Genomic DNA, 15297 nt, shown 5'->3' with positions numbered 1-15297 from the left:
CCATATTAGCCGCTCATGACAAAACTAGAGCGATCTTTCGCACTAAAAATATCCCTTATTATGGCAACACGCATGTTGGGATTATTTATGATTTTTCCTATTTTTTCTGTCTATGCCAACAACTATACAAGCGTTACACCACTATTAATTGGTGCAGCTATTGGTGCTTACGGACTAACTCAAGCATTTTTTCAAATTCCGTTTGGCTATTTATCGGATAAATATGGGCGAAAACCTTTATTGATACTAGGTCTCATTATTTTTTTCATAGGTAGTATTGTTGCTGCTACTGCTGATGATATATTTCAAGTAGTAATTGGTAGAGCTTTACAAGGTGCAGGCGCTATCTCTGCAGTACTCATGGCATTTTTAGCAGATTATATTAGTGAAAATGAACGCCCTAAAGCCAATGCACTTGTTGGTGTTCAAATCGGCGCAGCTTTTATGTTGGCTCTATTATTAGGCCCTATTATTGTTTATCAGATTGGTATTTCTGGGCTTTTTTGGACAATTGCAGCACTTTCAATTGTAGCACTACTAGTGGTAGCCACATTGCCGCATGCCAAACCAAAAAAGCAATATAAATTATCAATTAAAAATTTTAAGCGTGTTTTAACACCTGCTTTACTCAGGCTCGATTTTAGCGTCTTTGCTTTGCATTTAATTCTCACTAGTGCATTTATCGCCATTCCAATTTTTCTTTTTGAAAACAATATTCTTTCCATTCAAGATAATTGGCAAATTTATTTACCTGTTATTATTTTGTCCTTTTTAGGCATGGTTCCAATGATCATTATTGCCACTAAATATCAAAAGACTAAAACCATTTTTTTGTTAGCGATATTCTTGTTAGCGTTAAGTCAAATGCTGTTTTATCAAACTACTTTAAATTACGCTACATTCTTTATTATTCTGACTTTATTTTTTACGGCATTTAATGCCTTAGAGGCGCTATTACCTTCACTAATCGCCAAAACAGCAACCAGCGATAAACGTGGACTAGCAATGGGTTTCTACGCTAGTTCACAATTTTTAGGGGCATTCGTAGGTGGTATTGTTGGCGGATGGATTTATCACACACTCGGTCTAAATAGTGTATTCTTATTCACCACATTTATCGCATTTATTTGGTGGCTAATTGCGCTAAGTATGAACACTGAAAAACATTAAAAATTTACGGGAAAAAATATTATGGCAGGCATTAATAAAGTAATTTTAGTAGGTAACTTAGGCCAAAAGCCAGAAGTTAAATTTGCATCAAATGGCAATGCAATTGCTAATATTTCGGTAGCAACCAGCGAGGCTTGGACAGATAAAAATACTGGCCAAAAACAAGAGAAAACAGAATGGCATCGCGTTAGTTTATTTGGTAAATTAGCTGAAATTGCTGGCCAATATTTAGACAAAGGCTCTAAGGTTTATGTTGAAGGTAAGCTACAAACTCGAAAGTGGCAAGATAAATCAGGCGCTGATCGTTACACAACCGAAGTGGTTGTTTCAGGTTTTAATGGTACATTACAAATGCTAGATCGCCGCGAAGGCGGAGCAATGGGTGGAGCACCCCAAGCTGGTGGCCAACAATCTGCACCAAATACACCTAGAGCGCAAGCACCTACACAAGATCCAATTGCACCTGTTGACAATGGCTTTGATGACGATATTCCTTTTTAGAGTTAATATATTTCAATAATATAAAAAACTCTCAAAAAGCCTGTTATTACAGGCTTTTTTTATACCCTTTTTATTCCGTGACTGTACATTCTAGCCATTCCTTTTAATCCAAGAGTATTTAACTTTGACCAAGGCTTAATATCTGACTTATAACCTTTATGCCAAGATTGTACGGTTTGAATATTTATCTTGGCTTGAGGTTTTAATGATTGAGTATATTCTTTGGCCAGTATTTGGACAGCCATAGAAGTTCCAGTTATAAACATAGACTCTGTGACAGCCGCTACCATGCTCTTAATTTTCACATTATCTCCTATTTTTCTAATGAGTCACTTTTACTATACACCTAATAATCAATAGATTCAACGCCCTATCTCAGGCTTATTAAAGATATATAAGACACATATACCTTTTTCAATAGGGATAATCACCCTAGCGAAACTATTGATTAATAATTAATGATTGACAAATCACCCGTACAAATTTGGATTGATGCAGATGCTTGTCCTGTTGTTATTAAAGATATCCTCTTTAAAGCAGCGGATCGCACTCAAACTAAAACAACTCTAGTTGCTAACCATGCACTATATCTACCACCCTCTCGCTACCTTAGCTTTATTCAAGTAGGAGCTGGGTTTGATGTGGCTGACAATGAGATTGTTAAGCGCTTAAATCCAGGTGACTTAGTGATCACTAGCGACATACCTTTGGCAGATGAAGTTATCACCAAGGGTGGCCTTGCTTTAAGCCCAAGAGGGGAATTGTTTAACGTTGGCAACATTAAATCAAAACTCAGTATGCGTGATTTTATGGATGTAATACGTTCAAGTGGTATGCAAACTGGAGGTCCAGCGCCACTAAGCCAAGCAGATAGACAGGCCTTCGCTAATCATTTAGATCGCTGGTTTAACCAAAATAAAGATTAACGCCAAGTTGGCTTCATATAAACACCTGGCGTTGCTTCTTCAGCCATAACCTTACCTGGCTCCATCATTGTTCGAATACCTTGATCCATTCCTGGCATCATAAATGAAGACTGAGGCTGCTGATATTGCCTCTGAGGCTGCATACCTGGATTAAATGGCATCATACTCATCCCACCAAAAGATTGTACCGGTCTACTAGCTTGACGAGCAGGTGTTGAATTTGTTGACCATGGCATAGGATTATAAGTGGGCTGAGAATATCTTTGTCTTGGTGTCGGGTATCTAGAGTTAGAATATCTAGGCTGAGAATAGCCTTGAGCACCCCACGGCATAGAGTTACCAAAAGGTTGCATTTGAGATTGAGAAACACCCTGCCCACCAAAAGGCGACATCATGGAAGACGGATTACCAAAATTGGCACTCGCCAAAGCACTAATAGCTAATGTTAGCCCTAAGCAAGTTTTGATAATATGGCGCTTTGTGTTTGTCATGTCGATTCTCCTCAAGAATTAAATAGTATTAGTTTGAACTATACACTGAGCCAAGAATTGATACAAACTATTTTTTTAATTATTTAGCCGTATTACTCATTATTTTTATTGTCCCAATAATTAGCTCTATCTTTTAAGATCCAACGAACACCACCTTTTGGATTTTCAACATCACCTTTATAGCGTGGAATTAAATGTACATGCAAATGCTTAATACTTTGACCAGCCATTTCTCCATTGTTAATGCCAATATTGTAAGCGTCAGGTGAGAATTCTTTATCAAGAATCAATTTTGCTTTTTGCACGGCAATGCCAATTGCCAACAATTCCTCCTCGCTGGCCTCAAAGTAAGTTGCAAAGTGACGCTTTGGGATGACCAAAGTATGGCCAGGTGAAGCTGGAAAATTATCAATAAAAGTAATGGTCAGATCACACTCGCCAATAACTCTTTCTTGGTTCCTTAATTTACAAAATAAACACTCTGTACTCATGTTACTGCCCTATGTTAAAGATAGATAATTTGGACAAATATTTTACCCCAATTAGGTGCCTTTTACTTGTAGGCTTTACTGTAGTTTTTTCTTTTAGATGCAAAAAAGCCGGCATGTAGCCGGCTCTTCAAAAAAAACTACAAACTACTTAGCTGCTTCTGCTGCTGGCGTTTCACTTGTTTCAGCAGTGGCAGGAATGGCTTGATTATAGCCATAGTTCCATGGTGCATTGTTCATTGGGCCAAATGAATTTGAACCTGTATCCATTTTAAATGGCGAAGTGCTGGTACCAAAATTAAATGGCTGACCATTAGCGCCATTGTTAAACGGACTCATATTTGAATCCATCTTCATTGGGCCAAAATTGTTTCCGCCCTTCCAGGGTGCGTTGTTAAAGTTGCCATTGTTCATTGGCATATTATTGCCCCAATTGCCATTATTTGACCAAGGCCCATTATTAAAATTACTACCATTAATTGGCATATTTTGACCCCAATTACTATTGTTCATTGGAATATTTTGACCCCAAGAGTTATTACTCCATGGGCCATTATTCATATTACCAACATTGCCCCCATTGCTCCAAGGAGTTTTATTGCCAAAGTTCATAGGATCGTTACTGTTCCAATTGTTACTAAAAGCAGAAGCGCTTAGTGCGACAGTCATTAATGTTGTTGCGATTATTTTTTTCATGATTTTCCTTGTTTTGTTATATTTATTTTGTTTGTGTATTGCGAATAGGTGTTGCACTGTTCCATGGACCATTGTTCATCGGTCCAAATGAATTGTTGCGGAAATTGAAAGGCTGTGAATTCTCCCAAGGACCTTGATTCCAATTACGATTTTGCCATGGGCTGTTATTACTTAATGGGCCACGATTATTAAAATTTTGATTATTCCAAGGGCTGCGATTATTAAAATTATTGTTATTCCAAGGTGTATTTTTACTAGTATCAAACTCATCCATCATGTCATTCATTTCCTCACTAAACCAATCTGGTGTCATCATTGAATATGGGTTATGAGCAACAATACCGTTATTAACATTGTTCCAGCCATTATTACCCCATGGACCATTACCAAAACCTGATGATGCATTTAACGCCACCACCATTAGTGATAATGTGATGATTTTTTTCATATACCCCTCCCTTTTTTTATTAATAAACCTCATTATAAACCACTTATTCATTTTGAATGGTCGAAAAAAAACCAGCAATTAATGCTGGTCTTTCTTACAAACTAACTAAAACTTACTTAGTTGGTGCAACAGGCGCTTGGGGTGCGCTTGTGTTATTGTATGGGCTGTTGAAGTTGTTATATGGATTGTAACCATTAAAATTATTATTATTGTTCCAGCTGTTGTTGTCATTATTGAATTCATCATCAAACTCATCTATCATATTTGACATTTCTTCTATGTACCAACGTGGATCCATAATGTTATATGGGTTGTAGCCAAACATACCATTATCTTTTTGGTAACCATTGCTGTTGTTGTAATTGTTGTTCCACGGCATATCATTGCTGTTAAAAAAAGCGTTTGCGCTTAAAGAAGCTGCGATTAATGCTATTGCTAAAAGTTTTTTCATTGTCTTATTTCCGTATCTAAAATTAAAGAATCTATATTATATCATGATAATATAGATTTGCAAGTTTTATTTGATATTAAAACCTATTACCATAAGGAGATCTTGGTTCAGAAAAATTATAATTGGATGGATATGGGCCTGGTAGATTGCGAACTGGCGAAGAGGACCTGTTATTTAAATTAGAGAATGACATGGCTGCTGGCGTCATATAAGTTGGGCTTGGCGCTTGCTGTGATTCAGCTTGAAATGCCTGATTAGGCGTTGGCATATTGGCCATATTGAATTGCGAAGCACCAACATTGTAAGGACGATTGTTGTATGGGTAACCATACTTAGAATTACTACTATTTTGAAACATGCTACTATCTGAGGCCTTCTCCATCCAAAACATTGGTGTCCAAATTGGCCAATCATTATTTTTGTAATCAGATCCATAACTATTAAAATCTAGAAATGCATGTGCATTTAAGCTACCAATAAGCAGTCCAGTTAACAACATTTTTTTCATTTGTATACTCATATGTAATTTTAATCTTATTATAAAGCTGAATTTATGGCGTATGGGTGCTTATAAGCTTTTGGTATAATATCGATCATGAATACAAAACAGATATTACAAAGCCTTTTAGAGCAGCGAATTTTAGTGCTAGATGGTGCCATGGGCACCATGATTCAAAGGCACAAACTTAGTGAAGAGCAGTATCGTGGTGAGCGCTTTAAAGATTGGCATGTTCTAGTTCAAGGTAATAATGATCTTTTATCATTAACCCAGCCAAAAATCATTCAAGATATTCATCGCTCATATTTAGAAGTTGGCGCTGACATTGTTGAAACAAATACTTTTAATGCAACAAAAACTTCAATGTCTGATTATCAGATGGAGGAGTTTGCTTATGAGATCAATGTTGAAAGTGCACGACTTGCTAAAGAAGCTTGTAACGAGTTTTCAACAGCTGAGAAACCTCGTTTCGTTGCTGGTGTTATTGGTCCCACTTCACGCACATGTTCACTCTCGCCTGATGTAAACGATCCTGGCTTTAGAAACGTTACATTTGATGAATTGGTTGAAGTGTATATGGAATCTACACGCGGCCTTATCAAAGGCGGCTCAGATATTATTTTGATTGAAACTATCTTTGACACGCTTAACGCTAAAGCGGCTATTTTTGCCGTACAGCAGGTATTTGAAGAGGATAATATTGAATTGCCAATTATGATTTCTGGCACTATCACTGATGCCTCAGGTCGTACATTATCTGGGCAGATGACTGAAGCCTTTTATAATTCATTGCGTCATGCCAATCCTATTTCTATTGGCCTTAACTGTGCACTAGGCCCTGACTTATTGCGCCAATATGTGGCTGAAATGTCTCGTGTGGCTAATGTCTATGTTTCAGCACACCCAAATGCTGGTTTACCCAATGAATTTGGCGAGTATGATCTTGGCGCCATAACCATGAGTGAGCAAGTTAGCGAATGGGCAACCTCTGGTTTGGTTAATATCTTAGGTGGTTGTTGTGGCTCAACCCCTGAACATATTAAATGCATAGCCGATTCAATTGCAGATGTTAGTCCACGTAAAATCCCTGATATCAAGCCAGAGTGTCGCCTGTCAGGATTGGAGGCTTTTAATATAGGTGAGGATTCTTTATTTATAAATGTTGGTGAACGGGCAAATGTTACCGGCTCTGCTAAATTCAAACGCCTCATTCTTAACGAAGAGTACGAAGAGGCTCTTGATATTTGCCGAGCACAAGTAGAAGATGGTGCACAGGTTGTTGATATCAATATGGACGAAGGCATGCTAGATGGTAAGGCAGCTATGGTTCGTTTTATGAATTTGATTGCTTCTGAGCCTGACATTTCTAAAGTGCCACTAATGGTAGACTCTAGTAAATGGGATATTATTGAAGCCGGACTTAAATGTACGCAAGGCAAGGCAATTGTTAACTCTATCTCTCTTAAGGAAGGCAAGGACAATTTTGTTAAATATGCCAACTTGTGTAAGCGCTATGGTGCAGCAATTATTGTGATGGCCTTTGATGAAGAAGGTCAAGCAGACACCCAAGAGCGAAAAATTGAAATTTGTACCGAAGCTTACAACATATTAGTAGATGAAGTAAACTTCCCACCTGAAGATATTATCTTTGATCCGAATATATTTGCAGTAGCAACTGGTATTGAAGAGCATAACAACTATGGTGTAGATTTTGTTGAAGCTACCCGTGAAATTACCAAAAGCCTACCATTTGCAAAAATATCGGGTGGTGTATCTAATGTTTCCTTCTCTTTCAGGGGTAACAATCCAGTTCGTGAGGCGATTCACTCGGTGTTTTTATACCATGCAGTAAAAGCTGGCATGACTATGGGTATTGTTAATGCTGGCCAATTGGTGGTTTACGATGACATTGACCCTGAGCTAAAAAAAGCCGTGGAAGATGTAGTACTTAATAGCGACGAGGCAGCAGGTGAACGACTAGTTGAGCTTGCATCAAAATTTTCAGGCACTGGTGAAGTTCAAGAAAACAAAAGAGATTTAGAATGGCGTACTTGGTCAGTTGAAAAGCGTCTAGAACATTCATTAGTTAAAGGGATTACTGAGTTTATTGATGAAGATACTCAAGAAGCTTTAGACAAATTAGGCCGCCCTATTCTGGTGATTGAAGGTCCACTCATGGACGGTATGAATGTCGTAGGTGATTTGTTTGGCGATGGCAAGATGTTTTTACCTCAAGTGGTGAAATCTGCTCGAGTAATGAAAAAATCAGTTGCTTACCTAGATCCTTTCCTAGAAGCAGAAAAACAAGATTGTGGCTCTCAAGCTCGTGGCAAAATTTTAATGGCAACTGTTAAGGGTGATGTACACGACATTGGTAAAAACATTGTTGGAGTAGTACTCTCATGTAATAACTATGAGATTATTGACTTAGGCGTAATGGTCCCAGCTGAAACTATTCTGGCAACTGCTATTAAAGAAAATGTTGATATTATTGGTCTTTCTGGCTTGATAACCCCTTCACTTGACGAAATGGTCTCTGTTGCCAAAGAAATGACACGTCAAGGCTTTGAGTTACCCTTAATGATTGGTGGCGCTACGACTTCAATTGCGCACACAGCTGTTAAGATTGAGCCACAATATGACAAGGGTGTGTTTTATGTTAAGGATGCCTCCAAAGCAGTTGGTGTTGCAACATCATTATTATCTGAAAAATTAAAGCCCGCTTTGGTTAGTAACACTAAAGAAGAATATGAAAAAGTCAGAGTTAGACGTGCAAATAAAGGCAAAAATAAACTCATTAGCCTAGAAGCAGCTAGAAAAAACAAACCAAGTATTAAATTTAACAACATTACCAAGCCTAAAAAACTCGGTATTCAAGTGTTTAAAGATTATGATCTAAACGAAATTTTTAAATTTATTGATTGGGTGCCATTCTTCCGCACTTGGGAGCTTGCAGGCAAATTTCCCGATATTCTCACTGATGAAGTAGTGGGTGAATCAGCATCCGCCTTATTTAAAGATGCTAAAGCCATGTTCAAAAAAGTTATCGATGAGAGATTATTACAGGCTAATGCTGTCGTCGGTATTTTCCCGGCAAATAGTGTTAATGAGGATATTGAGCTAAGCGATGAAAATGGCGAGGTCTTCATGACACTTAACCATCTGCGTCAACAGCTTGATAAAAAAGGCAACACCCCTAACTTTTGTTTGAGTGATTTCATCGCTCCTAAAGAAAGTGGTGTGCAAGATTACATGGGTGCCTTCGCAGTTACAGCTGGTATCAATATTGAACCATTAGTAACAGCTTTTGAGGCTGATCATGACGATTACAATTCAATTATGATCAAGGCTGTGGCTGACCGTTTTGCTGAAGCTTTTACTGAAATGATGCACTATAAATTACGCACAGAAATATGGGGCTATAGTGCAGAAGACTTTAATAATGACAAGCTAATTGAAGAGAAATACCGCGGCATCCGCCCTGCTCCAGGCTACCCATCATGCCCTGAGCATAGCGAAAAAGTCAAGCTATGGGATTTGCTAGATGTTGAAAAAAATACCGGTATGGCTCTCACCAGCTCTTACGCCATGCTACCAACAGCTAGTGTTAGTGGCTGGTACTTTGCTAACGAAGATGCTAGATATTTTGGTGTGGCAAAAATCAATCAACAACAAGTTCAAGATTATGCCACTCGTAAAGGCGTTTCACTTGAAGATGCAGAAAGATTGTTATCACCTAATTTAGACTAATATCTTATCGTCTATCTCTCACTGAAACTGATTACTTAGTGCTGACATATTTTAGAATGTCGGCTATTTGCTCTGGTGTTGATGCGCAGCCAAAAGCTGCCGCATCTACCTCCTTAAGAGGGTGATTAATATCTTCATCATGAAGTGTGATGTATGGCGTACCTAAAGCAGCACAATAGCCGGCATCAAAAGCTGCATTCCATTGCTTAAATTTTTCTCCAAAACGAATAATAGCTACATCACAATTTCCAATCAAAGTTTTAGTCCTTATTGCATTGATTTTTGCAGATTTATGGTCTCTCCAAAATTGATTGTCTTCCTCGCCTAACAAATCACCCGCACTATCGCTCGCCTCATGATTAGTCACAGCAGATGAAAAAGAGATATTGAGATTTTTCTGTGCGCAACTTTCAATAATATTTTGCCTCCAATCAGTATGTATTTCACCGGAAAGGTATACGCTTAATTTCATTTTTATTGCCCCATATAAGTGTTTATTAAGTTAATTATTCTGTTGAGTGAATACATTCAATTAATCGCTCCACCTGACGAGTACAGCAACCATTACCACCTGTTGCATAGGTTTGATCTCTAACTTTCATTATTGTATTTGCACCTTTAGCGATTGCTTTGATAATATCAATTTTTTTGACTTCGTTGCAAACACATAGATTTTTATTTAATCTTTTCTTAAGAATCTCTGGAAGCTTATCTAGAGGATTTTTTACAATTTTAGCACTCATACTATACGTTTATTTTTGTCAAAAAATAATAGTTTTAAGAGGTTAAGCGTTAACTTCGATACTACGAAGTTCTTTAGCCAATTGATCTAATGAGGAATTAATCAGCTTAAAGGCACCTTCTGCGCCATAAAGTTTAGCAATTTCAAGAGCTTCATTAATTACTACTTTGTAGGGCACTTCAATTGAGTTTTGTAACTCATATGCACCTAAGTAGAGTATGGCATGCTCCACAGAGCCAAGCTCGTCAGTTTCTCTGGAGATAGTTGGTGCAATTAGCGAGTCTAACTCAGTTCTATTTTTAAGAATATTAATAAATAGATTTGAGAAAAAAGCTTTAGAAATTTTTCCCTCTTTTTGATTTAAGAAATGCTGCTCAATTTGCAACACTTCACCACCTGATACCAGATATTGATATAAAGCTTGAACAACTCGCTCACGTGAGCGCTGTTTTGAAGTTTTAAAAGCCATAATTAAAAGTGTTGGGCGTTTGCTTGTTGCATTAAATAAAGCATTTCAATCATGGCCATAGTAGCTTCCTCGCCTTTGTTACCTTTGTAGCCTCCCGCTCTACCTATGGTTTGCTCCATATTAGAGGTAGTAAGTACACCAAATGCAGTTGGCACTTCGTATTGATAAGAAACATCTGCTACTCCACGTGCACATTCATTGCAAACAAAATCAAAGTGAGGAGTTTCACCATTAATAACAGCACCAAGTGTCACAATGCCATCATATAAATTTGCACCATTAGCTTGTTGTGAGGCTAGACGTTTAGCCAAAAGTGGAATTTCAAATGCACCAGGAGCGTAAAAAATATTAACATTACTATTATCAATACCATATTTATCGAGTGTTTCTTGAGCTGCTGATAAGAGCTTATCACCAATATCTTGGTAAAAATAACCAACAATAATAGCAACCTTACTGTCTTTTAAGAAATTGCTATTTGCATTTTTGTCAAATTTAAATTCCATCTAACCCCTTATTTTTTAATATCTACGTATTCAGTAACTTCCAAGCCAAATCCTTTCAGGCCATTAAGTTTTACAGGTGAACCCAGGATTCTCATTTTTTTAACACCTAAATCAGATAATATTTGCGCACCAACACCATATGTTTTAACGTCATTCCACACGCGTGAGCTATGATCCATACTTTGCAAAATAGACTGATCATTTTGCTTTCTAAGTAGTAAAAAAACACCACTTGGTGATTTAGAAATATGCTTAAGTGCATTGTCCACACTAAAGCCGCTCACACTTTCTTGTAAAACATCTCTAAAGGTATCCTCCATATGAACACGGACACAAGTTTCTTTACCATCAATAATTTCACCCTTAACCAAAGCTAAATGAGTTTCATTATAAATACTATCTAAGAATGAAACGAGTCTAAATGTACCATACTCAGTTTCAAATTCACGCTCATTAATGCGCTCAATGGTTTTTTCGTTTTCAATGCGATAAGAAATCAAATCTTCGATCGTACCCCATTTAATATCATGTTTTTCAGCAAAAATTTCCAAATCATCACGTCGCGCCATAGAACCATCTTCGTTAAGAATTTCAACAATCACAGAAGCGGGCTCAAACCCAGACAATCGAGCCAAATCACAGCCTGCTTCAGTATGTCCAGCACGAATTAATACACCACCTGGTTGAGCCATTAAAGGAAAGATATGGCCTGGTTGAACAATATCATCTGCAGTCGCATTTGGCGCAACAGCGTCTAAGATAGTTTTAGCTCTATCTGCAGCGGAAATGCCTGTTGTTACACCCTCTACCGCTTCTATTGAAACGGTAAAGTTTGTACCATTAGCATCATTGTTCTGCGCTACCATTAGTGGTAAATTGAGCTGTTTACAGCGCTCTTGAGTTAGTGTTAAGCAAATCAAGCCACGGCCATGAGTAGCCATAAAGTTAATGTCTTCTTTGGTACAGGTCGCTGCTGGGATAATCAAATCACCTTCATTTTCACGATCTTCGTCATCCATAAGGATGATCATTTTGCCTTGTTTGTAATCTTCTAAAATTTCTTCAATCGTTGCTTTTATCATAATTATTTATTGTTTAATAATTGCTCTAAATGGCGCGCAATAATATCAACCTCTAGGTTGACTTGATCACCTGTTTTTAATTCACCCAAAGTCGTTACTTTTAGCGTATGTGGAACAATATTTAAATCAAAGATATTGCCAACAATACTATTGACAGTCAAACTGACACCATTAATACATACAGAGCTTTTTCTAGCGATGTATTTTACCAAATTATCTGGCGCACTAATCTTAAAACGTGTTGACTCGCCTTCATTAAATTGCTCACTAACCTGTGCAGTTCCATCAACATGTCCGCTGACTAAATGCCCGTCAATACCTTGATTGAGTCTAAGCGCTTTTTCAAGGTTAACATGATCACCCAGTTCCAGCTCAGAAAAAATGGAGCAATTTAGCGTCTCTTGAGACACATCTGCTTTAAAAAAATCAGGTCCCACTTCAACAGCTGTTAAACATACACCATTAACTGCAATGCTGTCACCAATGGCAATACTGGAAAAATCAAAATTTGTTGCGGTAAAACTAAACACAGCGCCCTTATCATGGACGACTTTAGTTTTAATACTGCCAAGTGCTTGAATGATGCCGGTAAACATAAGTAAAGTGAACGATATTAAAGGCTACTAATTTTACGCTAGTTGTTAGATATGGAACTCTTGATAAAAAATTTTATCAAGAGTTTATGACTCTTTAAACCTTGTTTTCAAAGCAATAGCAAAAACTAGCACCCAATAAAACAATAAGCCATGCCAAATAAACCCAAACCATTAGTAACACTAATGCAGAGAGAGCGCCATAAATGAGCTCATAAATTGGAAAATATTGTATGTAGACAAACATAGCATATTTAATAAACTCCAGAAGTAAAGCTGCAATAACCCCGGCTTTAAGCGCATTAATGTATCTAACTTTTTCTAAAGGAACAGCATAATACAGAATTGAAAAACCCACACTGGACAAGATTAGAGGGGTAAATACGGGCGCATAAATAATCATGGGTAGTTGATTGAAAATATCTGATGCAACCACATAAGAACTTAAAAATAATGATGCGGCTAAAAATATTGGCCCCAAGAACAATACAAATAAATAAGAAATAAGCCCCTTCATCCAATGACGATGATGCACATCATGCCAAATAAGATTAATACGTTTATCCACCTCAAATAATAAAAGCATTACTGCAAAAATTAGAAATCCAGAGCTAATGCCTTTTAAAGATTGCGCTTGATTGATAAATAGCTGAATATATTCTTTAGCCACCCCATGATTTTGTGGGAGAAGCTGGGTAAACAAAAATTGCTCTAGATACTGCTGTAGATCGTAAAAATACGGAGAAAATGAAAAAACACTTAATCCTAGTGCCAATCCAGGAACTAGGGCGAATAAGCTACTAAATGACAGTATGGAAGCCGAATCAAAGCTTTGACGCTTTACAAATCTTCTTAATACTGCTTTAATCATAGGCTTATTTTTGTGACTTTAGGTAATCCTCATAATTACCAGAATAATAATGCATACCGTCTTCTTTTAATTCTACAACTTTGGTCGATAATGAAGATACAAATTCCCTATCGTGACTGACAAAGATCAGTGTACCCTCATAATTCTCCAAAGCAAGGTTAAGTGCCTCAATGGACTCCATATCTAAGTGGTTAGTTGGCTCATCCATCACCAATACATTTGGTTGTTGTAGCATTAGCTTGCCAAATAACATTCTGCCTTTTTCGCCACCCGAGAGCGATTTAACACTTTTAATAATATCGTTTTTACCAAACAACATTTTGCCAAGTACGCCACGCATATCCTGCATATTCTGCTTTGGTTGTTTAAATTGGGCCATCCAATCAAGCACAGTCATATCTTCTTTAAAATCAGCACTATTATCTTGAGCATAATAGCCAATATTGATATTTTCACTCCACTTAAGTTTGCCCTTTTCAGCTTTGATTTCACCAACTAGGGTCCGTAATAGTGTAGTTTTACCGATACCATTTTGGCCAATAACAGCTACACGCTCACCCACTTCAAATAAAAAGCTAATATCTTTTAATACGTGAAGATCATCAAAGCTTTTTTCTAATCCCTCAACTTCCAAAACATTTCTATGAAGCTTATTTTCTTGATTAAAGTAAATATAAGGGCTAACTCTTGAAGATGGTTTAATGTCGTCAAGTTCAATCTTTTCAAGCTGTTTTTGGCGAGATGTTGCTTGCTTTGCTTTAGAAGCGTTTGAAGAAAAGCGTGATACAAAATGCTTAAGCTCTTTAATTTTCGCCTCTTTTTTAGCATTATCTGACTGCATTTTTTCCTGAATAGCAGTTGAAGCCATCATAAACTGATCGTAATTTCCAGGGAAAGTATTGAGTGCGCCATAGTCCAAATCAGACATATGAGTACACACTCCATTTAAGAAGTGCCTATCATGCGAGATAATAACCATGGTAGCTTTACGCTCATTGAGTACATTGACCAACCAGCTAATTGAATTAATATCTAAGTTGTTGGTTGGCTCATCTAGTAACAAAATTTCAGGATCAGAGAATAACGCCTGAGCCAGCAAGATACGCATTTTCCAACCAGGTGCGATTTCACTCATTAGGCCATAATGCTGCTCTTCAGGAATATCTAGACCTAATAATAATTCACTGGCTGATGATTCAGCCATATAGCCGTCCATTTCTGCAAATTCCATTTCAAGGTGTGCAACCTTAGTACCGTCAGCTTCACTCATTTCAGGCAAGGCATAAATACGCTCTCTTTCTTTTTTAACTTCCCAAAGCTTTTCATGACCCATGATGACTGTATCAACTACACGAAAATCTTCATAAGCAAATTGATCCTGACGCAAAATACCAAGTCTTTCGCCTTCGCTGATACTCACTGTACCGTTGCTAGGCTTTAATTCACCCGTTAAAATTTTCATAAAAGTTGATTTTCCACAACCATTTGCACCAATCAAGCCGTATCGATTTCCGCCTTGAAATTTGACAGAAATATTTTCAAAAAGTGGTTTTTCACCAAATTGCATGGTGATGTTGGCAGTAGAAATCATAGGTATAGGGCTATTTTTTGAAA

Annotated in this window: 19 protein-coding genes; 4 read left to right on the top strand and 15 right to left on the bottom strand. The window is 37.4% G+C overall.

Annotation, left to right across the window (positions count from 1 at the left end):
- Nucleotides 1–15: 15 nt before the first annotated feature.
- Together N9Y32_02385 and ssb are read left to right on the top strand one after the other, a co-directional pair.
- On the top strand, nucleotides 16–1170 hold the full coding sequence (locus N9Y32_02385) for an MFS transporter (GenBank protein ID MDB2589858.1): 1155 nt from the start codon (nucleotides 16–18) through the stop codon (nucleotides 1168–1170).
- Nucleotides 1171–1191: 21 nt separating this feature from the next.
- On the top strand, nucleotides 1192–1671 hold the full coding sequence (gene ssb, locus N9Y32_02380; GenBank protein ID MDB2589857.1) for a single-stranded DNA-binding protein: 480 nt from the start codon (nucleotides 1192–1194) through the stop codon (nucleotides 1669–1671).
- A gap of 59 nt (nucleotides 1672–1730) precedes the next feature.
- Here ssb and N9Y32_02375 read toward each other — a convergent pair whose 3' ends face one another.
- The gene (locus tag N9Y32_02375) at nucleotides 1731–1976 is read right to left on the bottom strand and encodes a hypothetical protein (protein MDB2589856.1); all 246 of its coding nucleotides are present in this window, start codon (nucleotides 1974–1976) and stop codon (nucleotides 1731–1733) included.
- A gap of 153 nt (nucleotides 1977–2129) precedes the next feature.
- Here N9Y32_02375 and N9Y32_02370 point away from each other — a divergent pair, with 153 nt between their 5' ends.
- Nucleotides 2130–2597 (top strand): YaiI/YqxD family protein, encoded by a 468-nt coding sequence (locus tag N9Y32_02370; GenBank protein MDB2589855.1) that lies wholly within the window; start codon nucleotides 2130–2132, stop codon nucleotides 2595–2597.
- On the opposite strand, the gene N9Y32_02365 is transcribed toward N9Y32_02370, so the two are convergent.
- From N9Y32_02365 to N9Y32_02340, 6 genes are all read right to left on the bottom strand, one after another.
- Nucleotides 2594–3088, bottom strand: a complete 495-nt coding sequence (locus tag N9Y32_02365) for a hypothetical protein (protein ID MDB2589854.1) — start codon at nucleotides 3086–3088, stop codon at nucleotides 2594–2596. The two genes, N9Y32_02370 and N9Y32_02365, sit on opposite strands and share 4 nt — an antisense overlap.
- A gap of 92 nt (nucleotides 3089–3180) precedes the next feature.
- Complete coding sequence (locus tag N9Y32_02360; protein MDB2589853.1) at nucleotides 3181–3579, bottom strand: HIT family protein; 399 nt, start codon at nucleotides 3577–3579, stop codon at nucleotides 3181–3183.
- Between the two features lie 144 nt (nucleotides 3580–3723).
- Nucleotides 3724–4272: a hypothetical protein gene (locus tag N9Y32_02355; protein ID MDB2589852.1), complete on the bottom strand. Its 549-nt coding sequence runs from the start codon at nucleotides 4270–4272 to the stop codon at nucleotides 3724–3726.
- A 22-nt stretch (nucleotides 4273–4294) separates the two neighbouring features.
- Nucleotides 4295–4720 carry a hypothetical protein gene (locus tag N9Y32_02350; GenBank protein MDB2589851.1) on the bottom strand — a complete coding sequence of 142 codons (426 nt, stop codon included), beginning with the start codon at nucleotides 4718–4720 and terminating at the stop codon, nucleotides 4295–4297.
- A 112-nt stretch (nucleotides 4721–4832) separates the two neighbouring features.
- Nucleotides 4833–5099 carry a hypothetical protein gene (locus tag N9Y32_02345; GenBank protein ID MDB2589850.1) on the bottom strand — a complete coding sequence of 89 codons (267 nt, stop codon included), beginning with the start codon at nucleotides 5097–5099 and terminating at the stop codon, nucleotides 4833–4835.
- 148 nt (nucleotides 5100–5247) lie between these two features.
- Nucleotides 5248–5679 carry a hypothetical protein gene (locus tag N9Y32_02340; protein ID MDB2589849.1) on the bottom strand — a complete coding sequence of 144 codons (432 nt, stop codon included), beginning with the start codon at nucleotides 5677–5679 and terminating at the stop codon, nucleotides 5248–5250.
- Nucleotides 5680–5766: 87 nt separating this feature from the next.
- On the opposite strand from N9Y32_02340, the gene metH reads away from it, so the two are divergent.
- A complete protein-coding gene (gene metH / locus N9Y32_02335; GenBank protein MDB2589848.1) occupies nucleotides 5767–9420 on the top strand; it encodes a methionine synthase in 3654 nt (1217 codons plus the stop codon).
- Between the two features lie 31 nt (nucleotides 9421–9451).
- Here metH and N9Y32_02330 read toward each other — a convergent pair whose 3' ends face one another.
- From N9Y32_02330 to N9Y32_02295, 8 genes are all read right to left on the bottom strand, one after another.
- The gene (locus tag N9Y32_02330) at nucleotides 9452–9892 is read right to left on the bottom strand and encodes a YtoQ family protein (GenBank protein MDB2589847.1); all 441 of its coding nucleotides are present in this window, start codon (nucleotides 9890–9892) and stop codon (nucleotides 9452–9454) included.
- 34 nt (nucleotides 9893–9926) lie between these two features.
- On the bottom strand, nucleotides 9927–10163 hold the full coding sequence (locus N9Y32_02325) for a (2Fe-2S)-binding protein (GenBank protein MDB2589846.1): 237 nt from the start codon (nucleotides 10161–10163) through the stop codon (nucleotides 9927–9929).
- 42 nt (nucleotides 10164–10205) lie between these two features.
- Entirely contained in the window at nucleotides 10206–10631 is a 426-nt protein-coding gene (gene nusB / locus N9Y32_02320) for a transcription antitermination factor NusB (protein MDB2589845.1), read from the bottom strand.
- A gap of 2 nt (nucleotides 10632–10633) precedes the next feature.
- Nucleotides 10634–11137: a 6,7-dimethyl-8-ribityllumazine synthase gene (ribH, locus tag N9Y32_02315; protein MDB2589844.1), complete on the bottom strand. Its 504-nt coding sequence runs from the start codon at nucleotides 11135–11137 to the stop codon at nucleotides 10634–10636.
- Nucleotides 11138–11145: 8 nt separating this feature from the next.
- Nucleotides 11146–12216, bottom strand: coding sequence for a bifunctional 3,4-dihydroxy-2-butanone-4-phosphate synthase/GTP cyclohydrolase II (gene ribBA / locus N9Y32_02310; GenBank protein ID MDB2589843.1), 1071 nt, complete (start codon nucleotides 12214–12216; stop codon nucleotides 11146–11148).
- A 5-nt stretch (nucleotides 12217–12221) separates the two neighbouring features.
- Entirely contained in the window at nucleotides 12222–12815 is a 594-nt protein-coding gene (locus N9Y32_02305; GenBank protein ID MDB2589842.1) for a riboflavin synthase, read from the bottom strand.
- 94 nt (nucleotides 12816–12909) lie between these two features.
- A complete protein-coding gene (locus N9Y32_02300) occupies nucleotides 12910–13683 on the bottom strand; it encodes a YihY family inner membrane protein (GenBank protein ID MDB2589841.1) in 774 nt (257 codons plus the stop codon).
- Nucleotides 13684–13687: 4 nt separating this feature from the next.
- Complete coding sequence (locus N9Y32_02295; protein MDB2589840.1) at nucleotides 13688–15274, bottom strand: ABC-F family ATPase; 1587 nt, start codon at nucleotides 15272–15274, stop codon at nucleotides 13688–13690.
- Between the last annotated feature and the right edge of the window lie 23 nt (nucleotides 15275–15297).

Origin of the sequence: Candidatus Thioglobus sp., assembly GCA_028228555.1 — a bacterium.
In the GTDB taxonomy this organism is placed as follows: Bacteria; Pseudomonadota; Gammaproteobacteria; order PS1; family Pseudothioglobaceae; genus Thioglobus_A.
The sequence above is the reverse complement of the archived record's forward strand: the minus strand, read 5'-3'. Positions and strand labels throughout refer to the sequence as shown.

Bases quoted from the DNA above. Each gene is read 5' to 3' on its own strand.
- ssb (MDB2589857.1), top strand. From the start codon at position 1,192: ATGGCAGGCATTAATAAAGTAATTTTAGTAGGTAACTTAGGCCAAAAG.
- N9Y32_02325 (MDB2589846.1), bottom strand. From the start codon at position 10,163: ATGAGTGCTAAAATTGTAAAAAATCCTCTAGATAAGCTTCCAGAGATT.
- N9Y32_02305 (MDB2589842.1), bottom strand. From the start codon at position 12,815: ATGTTTACCGGCATCATTCAAGCACTTGGCAGTATTAAAACTAAAGTC.
- N9Y32_02360 (MDB2589853.1), bottom strand. From the start codon at position 3,579: ATGAGTACAGAGTGTTTATTTTGTAAATTAAGGAACCAAGAAAGAGTT.
- ribH (MDB2589844.1), bottom strand. From the start codon at position 11,137: ATGGAATTTAAATTTGACAAAAATGCAAATAGCAATTTCTTAAAAGAC.
- N9Y32_02365 (MDB2589854.1), bottom strand. From the start codon at position 3,088: ATGACAAACACAAAGCGCCATATTATCAAAACTTGCTTAGGGCTAACA.
- N9Y32_02345 (MDB2589850.1), bottom strand. From the start codon at position 5,099: ATGCCGTGGAACAACAATTACAACAACAGCAATGGTTACCAAAAAGAT.
- metH (MDB2589848.1), top strand. From the start codon at position 5,767: ATGAATACAAAACAGATATTACAAAGCCTTTTAGAGCAGCGAATTTTA.
- N9Y32_02340 (MDB2589849.1), bottom strand. From the start codon at position 5,679: ATGAAAAAAATGTTGTTAACTGGACTGCTTATTGGTAGCTTAAATGCA.
- N9Y32_02295 (MDB2589840.1), bottom strand. From the start codon at position 15,274: ATGATTTCTACTGCCAACATCACCATGCAATTTGGTGAAAAACCACTT.
- N9Y32_02300 (MDB2589841.1), bottom strand. From the start codon at position 13,683: ATGATTAAAGCAGTATTAAGAAGATTTGTAAAGCGTCAAAGCTTTGAT.
- N9Y32_02370 (MDB2589855.1), top strand. From the start codon at position 2,130: ATGATTGACAAATCACCCGTACAAATTTGGATTGATGCAGATGCTTGT.
- nusB (MDB2589845.1), bottom strand. From the start codon at position 10,631: ATGGCTTTTAAAACTTCAAAACAGCGCTCACGTGAGCGAGTTGTTCAA.
- N9Y32_02350 (MDB2589851.1), bottom strand. From the start codon at position 4,720: ATGAAAAAAATCATCACATTATCACTAATGGTGGTGGCGTTAAATGCA.
- N9Y32_02330 (MDB2589847.1), bottom strand. From the start codon at position 9,892: ATGAAATTAAGCGTATACCTTTCCGGTGAAATACATACTGATTGGAGG.
- N9Y32_02355 (MDB2589852.1), bottom strand. From the start codon at position 4,272: ATGAAAAAAATAATCGCAACAACATTAATGACTGTCGCACTAAGCGCT.
- N9Y32_02385 (MDB2589858.1), top strand. From the start codon at position 16: ATGACAAAACTAGAGCGATCTTTCGCACTAAAAATATCCCTTATTATG.